Origin of the sequence: Flavobacterium sp. FPG59, from assembly GCF_002150205.1 — a bacterium.
In the GTDB taxonomy this organism is placed as follows: Bacteria; Bacteroidota; Bacteroidia; order Flavobacteriales; family Flavobacteriaceae; genus Flavobacterium.
In genome coordinates, this window is the sequence record NZ_MTCA01000127.1 from 1 (window position 1) to 8,665 (window position 8,665).

Annotated in this window: 9 protein-coding genes and 1 tRNA gene; 5 read left to right on the forward strand and 5 right to left on the reverse strand. The window is 35.7% G+C overall.

The window, feature by feature from the left end; all coding sequences use genetic code 11:
- Positions 1–2 precede the first annotated feature (2 nt).
- A complete protein-coding gene (accC, locus tag FPG59_RS11070) occupies positions 3–1,298 on the forward strand; it encodes an acetyl-CoA carboxylase biotin carboxylase subunit (RefSeq protein WP_086454665.1) in 1,296 nt (431 codons plus the stop codon).
- A 78-nt stretch (positions 1,299–1,376) separates the two neighbouring features.
- Here the strand turns inward: accC and FPG59_RS11075 are convergent, their stop codons facing one another.
- Positions 1,377–3,278, reverse strand: coding sequence for a S9 family peptidase (locus tag FPG59_RS11075; protein WP_086454666.1), 1,902 nt, complete (start codon positions 3,276–3,278; stop codon positions 1,377–1,379).
- Positions 3,279–3,489: 211 nt separating this feature from the next.
- Between FPG59_RS11075 and FPG59_RS11080 the strand changes: the two genes are divergently transcribed.
- Together FPG59_RS11080 and mtgA are read left to right on the forward strand one after the other, a co-directional pair.
- A complete protein-coding gene (locus tag FPG59_RS11080; RefSeq protein WP_086454667.1) occupies positions 3,490–4,602 on the forward strand; it encodes an FAD-binding oxidoreductase in 1,113 nt (370 codons plus the stop codon).
- Positions 4,602–5,348: a monofunctional biosynthetic peptidoglycan transglycosylase gene (mtgA, locus tag FPG59_RS11085; protein WP_086454668.1), complete on the forward strand. Its 747-nt coding sequence runs from the start codon at positions 4,602–4,604 to the stop codon at positions 5,346–5,348. Before FPG59_RS11080 ends, mtgA begins: the two co-directional genes overlap by 1 nt.
- A 205-nt stretch (positions 5,349–5,553) precedes the next feature.
- On the opposite strand, the gene FPG59_RS11090 is transcribed toward mtgA, so the two are convergent.
- Positions 5,554–5,808, reverse strand: a complete 255-nt coding sequence (locus FPG59_RS11090; protein ID WP_086454669.1) for a GIY-YIG nuclease family protein — start codon at positions 5,806–5,808, stop codon at positions 5,554–5,556.
- A gap of 49 nt (positions 5,809–5,857) precedes the next feature.
- A tRNA-Ala gene (locus FPG59_RS11095) sits at positions 5,858–5,934 on the reverse strand.
- A gap of 118 nt (positions 5,935–6,052) precedes the next feature.
- Between FPG59_RS11095 and FPG59_RS11100 the strand changes: the two genes are divergently transcribed.
- The gene (locus FPG59_RS11100) at positions 6,053–6,820 is read left to right on the forward strand and encodes an enoyl-CoA hydratase/isomerase family protein (protein ID WP_086454673.1); all 768 of its coding nucleotides are present in this window, start codon (positions 6,053–6,055) and stop codon (positions 6,818–6,820) included.
- Positions 6,821–6,937: 117 nt separating this feature from the next.
- Positions 6,938–7,507: a hypothetical protein gene (locus FPG59_RS11105; protein WP_140344638.1), complete on the forward strand. Its 570-nt coding sequence runs from the start codon at positions 6,938–6,940 to the stop codon at positions 7,505–7,507.
- 225 nt (positions 7,508–7,732) lie between these two features.
- Here the strand turns inward: FPG59_RS11105 and FPG59_RS11110 are convergent, their stop codons facing one another.
- Complete coding sequence (locus FPG59_RS11110) at positions 7,733–7,954, reverse strand: hypothetical protein (protein ID WP_086454671.1); 222 nt, start codon at positions 7,952–7,954, stop codon at positions 7,733–7,735.
- Between the two features lie 51 nt (positions 7,955–8,005).
- A partial coding sequence (locus tag FPG59_RS11115) for a T9SS sorting signal type C domain-containing protein (protein WP_140344639.1) occupies positions 8,006–8,665 on the reverse strand: 660 nt, incomplete at its 5' end.

Below are 8,665 nucleotides of genomic sequence, written 5' to 3' on the forward strand. Positions count from 1 at the left end.
TTATTAGAACGTGTAAAGAAATGGGCATAAAAACAGTTGCAGTATACTCTACTGCTGATGCTGATAGTTTGCACGTTAAATTTGCTGACGAAGCGGTTTGTATAGGACCTCCTCCAAGTAATTTATCTTACTTAAAAATGTCAAATATTATTGCAGCTGCCGAGATTACAAACGCAGATGCAATTCATCCAGGGTATGGTTTTTTATCTGAAAATTCAAAGTTTTCAAAGATATGCCAAGAACACGGAATCAAATTCATTGGTGCTTCGCCAGAAATGATTGATAGAATGGGAGACAAAGCCTCTGCCAAAGCTACAATGATTGAAGCAGGTGTTCCATGTGTTCCAGGTTCAGTTGGAATTTTAGAATCGTATGAGCAAGCTTTAGGGTTAGCAAGAGAATTCGGATTTCCAGTTATGTTAAAAGCTACTGCCGGTGGTGGTGGAAAAGGAATGCGTGCTGTTTGGAAAGAAGAAGATTTATTGAAAGCGTGGGAAAGTGCTCGTCAAGAGTCGGCTGCAGCTTTTGGTAATGACGGAATGTATCTTGAAAAATTAATCGAGGAACCTCGTCACATCGAAATTCAAGTTGTGGGTGATGCTTACGGTAAAGCCTGTCACTTATCTGAAAGAGATTGTTCTGTACAAAGACGTCATCAAAAACTTACTGAAGAAACTCCTTCACCTTTCATGACTGACGAATTGCGTCAAGCTATGGGTGCTGCAGCAGTAAAAGCTGCTGAGTTTATCAAGTATGAAGGTGCTGGAACAGTAGAATTCTTAGTAGATAAGCACCGCAACTTCTACTTTATGGAAATGAATACGCGTATTCAAGTAGAACATCCTATTACTGAACAAGTAATTGACTATGACTTGATACGAGAGCAAATCCTTGTTGCTGCAGGTGTGCCTATTTCTGGTAAAAACTATTTACCACAATTACACGCTATTGAGTGTCGTATTAATGCAGAAGATCCTTATAATGATTTTCGTCCTTCGCCAGGAAAAATCACTACATTACACATGCCAGGCGGACATGGTGTACGTTTAGATACACATGTGTATTCTGGTTATACAATTCCTCCAAATTACGATTCTATGATTGCAAAACTGATTACTACTGCTCAATCTCGTGAAGAAGCAATTAGTAAAATGAGAAGAGCATTAGATGAATTTGTAATTGAAGGTATTAAAACAACTATCCCATTCCACAGACAATTGATGGATGATCCACGATACATTGCGGGAGATTATACTACTGCTTTTATGGATACTTTTAAAATGAACGATCCTGAATAAGAATCTGTTTAGATCACAATAAAAAATCCCGTCAAATATTTTTTTTGACGGGATTTTTTGATTCAATGTTTGCCTATTTTACAACGTCTCTTTAAGCCATTTGAAAAATTCAGTTTGCCAAACTAAAGCGTTTTGAGGTTTTAAAACCCAGTGATTTTCTTCGGGGAAGTATAGAAATCTACTTTTTAAACCAAGAAGTTGAGCCGCCTGGAAAGCTTCTTGTCCTTGTCCTATGGGTACACGAAAGTCTTTTCCACCTTGAATGATTAAAATTGGTTTGTTCCATTTTTCTACTAAATTCATAGGGTTGAATGTGGTGTATGTTTTTTGAGCAATGGCATTGTTTTTCTCCCAATACGCTCCACCAAAATCCCAATTGCTAAAGAAAACTTCTTCGGTTGTCCCAAACATGCTTTGAGTATTGTAGACTCCATCATGGGCAATAAATGTTTTGAAACGGTTGTTGTGAATTCCTGCCAAATAGAAAACAGAATACCCTCCATAGCTAGCTCCCACACATCCTAATCTAGTATTGTCTACATAATTTTCTTTGGCCACAGCATCAATGGCTGATAGGTAATCATCCATAACCTGTCCGCCCCAGTCTTTACTGATTTCCTCATTCCAAGCCACTCCATGACCCGGCATTCCACGACGATTAGGAGCTACCACGATATATCCATTAGCCGCCATTAACTGTAAATTCCATCTGTAGGAATAAAATTGGGTCAATGCAGATTGTGGTCCGCCTTGGCAATACAAGAGTGTTGGGTGTTTTTTTGAAGCGTCAAAATTAGGAGGGAGTACCACCCAAACTAACATTTTTTTACCATCTGTAGTGGTTACATATCGTTTCTCTGTTTTGCTTAGCGCCAAAGTGGAGTACGTAGCAGTATTAACATTCGATAGTTGTTTCCACGTGTTTTTGCTCAAATTATAAGAGTATATTTCTGAAGCATGATTCATATCGGTTCGTGTCACTAGAATGTTTTCACCAGTAAAACCAATAAGATCATTCACATCAAAATCACCTTCGGTTAGTTGACGAACTGTTATGGCAATGCGTGTTGCGCCAGGAAAATTCACTTCAAAAAGCTGTTTTGTCCCATCAATTGGGGCTACAAAATAAACTTTCTTTCCATCAGCACTCCACATATAATGATCCACTGTACCATCCCAATTTGCGGTAAGGTTTATCTTTATTCCTTTAAAAAGAACTATGATGTCATTTTTGTCTGCTTCATACCCATCGCGTTTCATTTGTAGCCATGTTAAATTCCCGCTTGGTGAAAACTGTGGAGTGGTATCATAACCTTGGTTTTCTTCGGTTATGTTTGTAGTTTTTTTTGTCTCTAGATTGTACTCAAAGATATTGGTGTTAGTAGAAATAGCATATTCAGTCCCCGCTTTTTTCTTGCACACGTAATAAATATTTTTGCTGTCTGGAGACCAAATATAATCTTCATCACCACCAAAAGGTTTTTGTGGACTATCAAAATTTTCTCCTTCTTGGATGTCAATTCCTAATGCACCATCTTTATTTTCTTTAAAAAAAACATGGTTGTATTTGCCTTCATTCCAAGTGTCCCAATGGCGGTAATTCAATCCATCGTAGATTTGCACGTCTGATTTTTGAAGTTCTGGATAAAAATCTTTTCCGTGCACTTTTTCAACTTTTACTTCTTCGTGGTACACCACGTATTTCCCATCTGGCGAAATATTTTTGTCTTTCAGAATGTCTTTTGTATCTTTAATTTCAGTAGGATTTCCGCCCTCTAAGGGAAGCGCATACATTTTTGATTCGGATTTATTGTCTGAAACAGAAGGTATGCTTACTTTGTAAATCACATTTTTACCATCTAAGGAGATTCCTAGTGGGGTTACTCGACCTAGTTTCCAGAGTAATTCTGGAGTCATTGTATTTTGTGCCATTGTGTTTAAACTGATCATTAGTAAGGATATAAAAAGTGTTTTTTTCATGGGTAAAATTGCTTTTTTAGGATGTTAAAAATAGCTCTTTTTTTCCTATTTTAGTCTTGTAGAGGAAGGTTTTTTAGCCCCGATAGCAGTGGAAATCCTTTCTAGTCTTACATGTATTTCAGGTCTCTGAAATGTGTGTAAGACTAGAAAGATTGTAACGGATAGCGGGATTAGCTCCTAAAAAGTATTATTTTTATAAAAAAATTTCGAAATGGACCTGAGTTACTGGGAATTGAAAAACTGGTTTACTAATGTAGATTATACCATTGTAGGTAGCGGAATAGTGGGATTGCATGCGGCCTTACGCTTGCGCGAAAGGTTTCCAGACAGCAAGATATTAGTTCTTGAAAAAGGGTTTTTGCCACAGGGAGCAAGCACTAAGAATGCTGGTTTTGCTTGTTTTGGTAGTCTTTCTGAGGTTATAGACGATTTAAGAACACATACAGAGGAAGAAGTTGTTCAATTGATACAGAAAAGATGGCAAGGACTTCAATTATTGAGAAACAAACTTGGGGATGCTGCCATTGATTTTAAACCTCATGGTGGTTATGAGCTTTTTTTAGAAGAAGATCAAGATGTTTTTCTGGACTGTATGGGGAAACTTCCTTTTGTGAATGATGTTTTAAAACCTCTGTTTAAATCGGACGTTTTTGCAAAAGAAATAGATCGATTTGGGTTTAAAGGAATACACGAATACTTGATTTTTAATCCTTTTGAGGCACAAATTGATACCGGAAAAATGATGCATGCCCTGCTTAAAGAGGCGATAGCAAAGAATATTTTAATCCTAAATACACAAACGGTTACTGATTTTCATGACGCTGGAAACCAGGTTACTGTAGCTTTAGGATCGTTTAGTTTTAGTACCAAAAAATTGTTTTTTGCTACTAATGGTTTTGCTCAGAAATTAACACACAATGCGGTACAACCAGCAAGAGCTCAGGTTATAATTACAGAGCCCATTACTGATTTATACATCAAAGGAACTTTTCATTTAGACCGAGGTTATTATTATTTTAGGAATATTGACAATAGGATTTTATTAGGTGGCGGCAGAAATCTAGATTTTGAAACAGAAAACACCACTGAATTTGGTCAGACAGAAATTGTACAAAAAAAATTGGAACAACTCTTAAAAGAAGTAATTTTGCCAAATCATGATTTTAAAATAGCGCATAGCTGGAGCGGAATCATGGGAATAGGAACAAGTAAGAATCCCATTGTTTCGACTCTTTCTGACAACGTGTATTGCGGTGTGCGTCTAGGAGGAATGGGTGTGGCAATAGGGAGTTTAATAGGTACAGAATTAGCAGATTTACTATAATGGGAACACGAATTACACCAAAAAAAAACAAACAACCCGTCAAAAAAAACACAAGTTCTATTGGCAGTAAGATCAGTAGGTTTTTGCTCAAAGTATTACTTTGGTTTTTTGGGCTATCTCTTTTTTTTGTGGTTTTTTTCAAGTTTGTTCCTGTGCCTTTTACACCTTTGATGGTTATTAGAGTTTTTGAAAATAAACTTGCTGGTAAAGAAGTTTTTTTCAGTCACGACTGGGAACCCATTGAGAATATTTCCATGAATTTACAAAAAGCAGTTATTGCTAGTGAGGATGGGACGTTCCTAACGCATAATGGTTTTGATTTTGTAGCTATGCAAAAAGCTTATAAAAGTAACGAGAGAGGTCGCCGTATAAAAGGGGGAAGCACCATATCCCAACAAACTGCGAAAAATGTATTTTTATGGCAAGGCCGTAGTTATTTGCGAAAAGGTTTAGAGGCGTATTTCACAGTTTTGATTGAACTAATATGGGGCAAAGAACGCATTATGGAGGTTTACCTGAACAGTATTGAAATGGGTAATGGTGTTTACGGAGCGCAAGCGGCAGCTGAACACTGGTACCGAAAAGGAGCTTCAAGCATGACCCCGAAGCAAGCTGCTGGTATAGCTGCCATATTACCCAATCCTCGGAAATACTCAGCAACAAGTTCCTCAACATATATTAATAACCGAAAGGCTAAAATTGTTAGGATTATGAGGACTGTAGGTAAAGTCAATTATCCTAAGTAGATCGTGAGGTTATAGCTTAGATTTATAAAAAAACCGTAATAGCTGGTTATTAGTTATTACGGTTTTTTTGTGTTTTGAAATCAAAAAAACTTTAGTATTAAAGTGATATAAAATAAAAAAGCCTCACATTGCGGTAAGGCTTAATTGTACTGGTGGAGAATATCGGATTCGAACCGATCACCTTCCCGAAGGCTTTCGGGACGCTCTATTCAAATGATTTATTTGATATTAAAAATTCAATATATTTTCTGCTTTTCTTCTTTTTGATTTCCATTTCTCTTTTTACAGCTAATGACCGAGAATCAAAATTTTCAAAATAAACTAATACCCAATCTTTAGCCACTTTTGTATAAGTACTTCTACTATTTAAATGATCATTAAGTCTATTTTGAATATTTTCGCAGGATCCAGTGTAATATTTATCCAAAGTTTTAGAAAAAATAATATAAGTATAAAACATAGGCTTTAAAACAAAAAAGCCTCACATTGCTGTAAGGCTTGAATTTTACTGGTGGAGAATATCGGATTCGAACCGATCACCTCTTGCCTGCCAGGCAAGCGCTCTAGCCAAATGAGCTAATCCCCCAAGGTGATCGCAAATATACTATAATAATCAGCCAAAAAACAAATTTTAAAGACAAATTCATTCTTACAAGGAGTTGATGAATTCCGCATTACTTTTTTTAACTTTACCCAAAAAAAGTATGATTTCTGAAAACGCAATGGGTTCCTTAGAGACCAGCATCAATAATAGAGTAGCAACGGTAACTTTTAGTCATCCCTCGAGTAACTCCTTTCCAAGAGAACTATTGAATCGTTTAACAGCTGAATTTAGCACATTAGACCAAAACCCAAACGTGTCTGTAATTGTGATTCAAAGTAGTGGTACTGGAGCGTTTTGTGCAGGTGCTTCTTTTGATGAGTTGCTTGCGGTACAAGATGAGGTTGCTGGTACACATTTTTTCTCTGGTTTTGCAAACTTGATAAATGCCATGCGCAACTGTTCTAAGCTTATTATAGGTAGAGTGCATGGAAAAGCAGTAGGAGGTGGAGTAGGAATTGCATCGGCTTGTGATTATGCGATGGCTACGCAGCATTCCGCAATTAAATTATCTGAACTGGCCATAGGAATAGGGCCGTTTGTAATTGAACCTGCTGTAACCCGAAAAATAGGGAAAACAGCAATGTCTGAAATGACTTTGGCGGCACAAGAATGGAAGTCCGCTGAATGGGCCAAATCAAAAGGACTATATGCCGTAGTTTGTGACAGTATAGAGGAGCTGGATCTTGCAGTAAGTAATTTTAGCAACACTTTGTCAAGTTATAATCCTGAGGCATTGCTGGAAATGAAAAAAGTACTTTGGGAAGGAACGCAAAATTGGGACACGCTTTTATTAGATCGTGCTGCTATTTCGGGGAAGTTGGTTTTTTCTGAATTTACTAAAAATGCTTTAGCACAGTTTAAAAAATAGAATGAAATAAGGAGTCACTCTAATGGATGGTTTATAGCTAAAATTAAAAATCAAAAATGCTTTGTAATAATGTATAATGAATGGTTAGAAACTAAGAAACAATTCAGAACTGGCCTAATGATTTCATTAATTATTGTTTTTGCTTTGTTAATTTGGCCTGGAAATAAAATTGATACCTCTCAAGTGGAATTTATCAAAGAAACAGTTATTGTCGATTCGAAACCATTTTTTGATGAGGAACATCACGGAAAAAGTGGGGCCGAATATTTTGTTATACTAAACTTTAAAGGGTACAATCAAGAATTTAGAATAACTGGTATCGACTATAATTTTTTGAAGTACGATGAATTTGTAAAAATTAATTCGGGAGATACATTGGAAATTGGAAGGACTTCTAATGAAATTCATACTTTAAAAAAAAATGGTATTGATTACCTTAACTATACAAAAGCCGAAACCAATCGGGGATTAAGTATTTATTTTATAGGCTATTTATTTATTCCAATGATTCCAATTTGTTTAATTGTTCAATTTTTCAAGAAAAGACCATGTTTTAGATTTAACAATAAATCTTATGAAGTTCCTTTTGATGTAATAACTTTTCTAACATTCATAACTACGATAATTATATTGTTATTAAAAATGCCTGAATTTCAAATAATTTCAAATGGTGAGTTTTACAAATAATACATAGAAAATAGGCTATTCATCTTATAGCTTTATCATGAATCAGACTTAATTTGAAGTTGATTTTGAACTGGAAAAATTAGTCATTAACAGAAATGTTAGGTTTTTTAATCCTCTATTTCACAAGTCGACTAACCGTAGGTATCTCAATATAAAATAGCAAAACCCCCGAAAAATTATTTTTCGGGGGTTTTTATTGGGTTACAGTTTTAAAATCAACTCTATTTAAACTGTTTTTTGAGCCGTGTTTTTAGAATATTTATATCCCGCAAAAATAGCCACTAGTGCCATTGGCAAAAGGTAATCATCTATAGGTGCTGCAGGAGCATCAGCTCCTTCTAGTCCGTCGGCTGTACCATCAGTGTCACCCGGAGTTTGTGCTAGCATGGTAACACTAGAGAGTATAAAAAAAGCAACGATATAAAATTGTATTACTATGTTTTTCATGATTTAATTTTAAAATTTTAATTCTAGTACCTGTTTTTTATTGGCTACAGCCTAAAAAATAGCTTTTTTAGTTACAGTTTTATTGTCCTCTGAAGTAATTTGGATTAAAACAGCTTGTTTGCTTGCCGTAACGTTTTTGATACTTGCTGTATTTGCATTTACCTCTTTTTGTTCTGCAATTAAAACGCCTCTTATATCAAAAACGCGGATGTTTTTGATAGCATTTTTTCCTGTAGATACGTTTAACGCTCCATTTTGATTGAATACAATTACGCTATTTTCATCAAAGTTAGGTGTATTGATGTCTAATGTTTGGTTGTTTTTGAAAGCAATTTCGAAACGGTTTTTAAAAGTTCCCGCTTCACTGGTAAATGTGAATGAACTTGTTTTAAGGTTTTGCTCTGTCCCTGCTTTTAGATCTTTAAGTACAATTTCTTGGTTGCCTAAAAATAAACCGTCTACCTTGTCTATAGCAATGGTAAAAGTACCTGCAAGTTCTGTTTTAAAACTTAAAGGAACAATGTCACTAGAATCAAATGGTAATCCTTTGGCTTGAATAACAAATTCTTCTCCTTTTAAAGAGCTAGTTAGAGCAGTTTCATTATCATTGATGTATCTCCCGTCTAAAGTATTGTCAATTTCGCTAGTGGCGCCATCCATGTAAGCAACCATCATTTGGTTCACTGGTTCAGTGCCTTTAGATAGATTCAA

Bases quoted from the DNA above. Each gene is read 5' to 3' on its own strand.
- FPG59_RS11075 (WP_086454666.1), bottom strand. From the start codon at position 3,278: ATGAAAAAAACACTTTTTATATCCTTACTAATGATCAGTTTAAACACA.
- FPG59_RS11080 (WP_086454667.1), top strand. From the start codon at position 3,490: ATGGACCTGAGTTACTGGGAATTGAAAAACTGGTTTACTAATGTAGAT.
- mtgA (WP_086454668.1), top strand. From the start codon at position 4,602: ATGGGAACACGAATTACACCAAAAAAAAACAAACAACCCGTCAAAAAA.
- FPG59_RS11090 (WP_086454669.1), bottom strand. From the start codon at position 5,808: ATGTTTTATACTTATATTATTTTTTCTAAAACTTTGGATAAATATTAC.
- FPG59_RS11100 (WP_086454673.1), top strand. From the start codon at position 6,053: ATGATTTCTGAAAACGCAATGGGTTCCTTAGAGACCAGCATCAATAAT.
- FPG59_RS11105 (WP_140344638.1), top strand. From the start codon at position 6,938: ATGATTTCATTAATTATTGTTTTTGCTTTGTTAATTTGGCCTGGAAAT.
- FPG59_RS11110 (WP_086454671.1), bottom strand. From the start codon at position 7,954: ATGAAAAACATAGTAATACAATTTTATATCGTTGCTTTTTTTATACTC.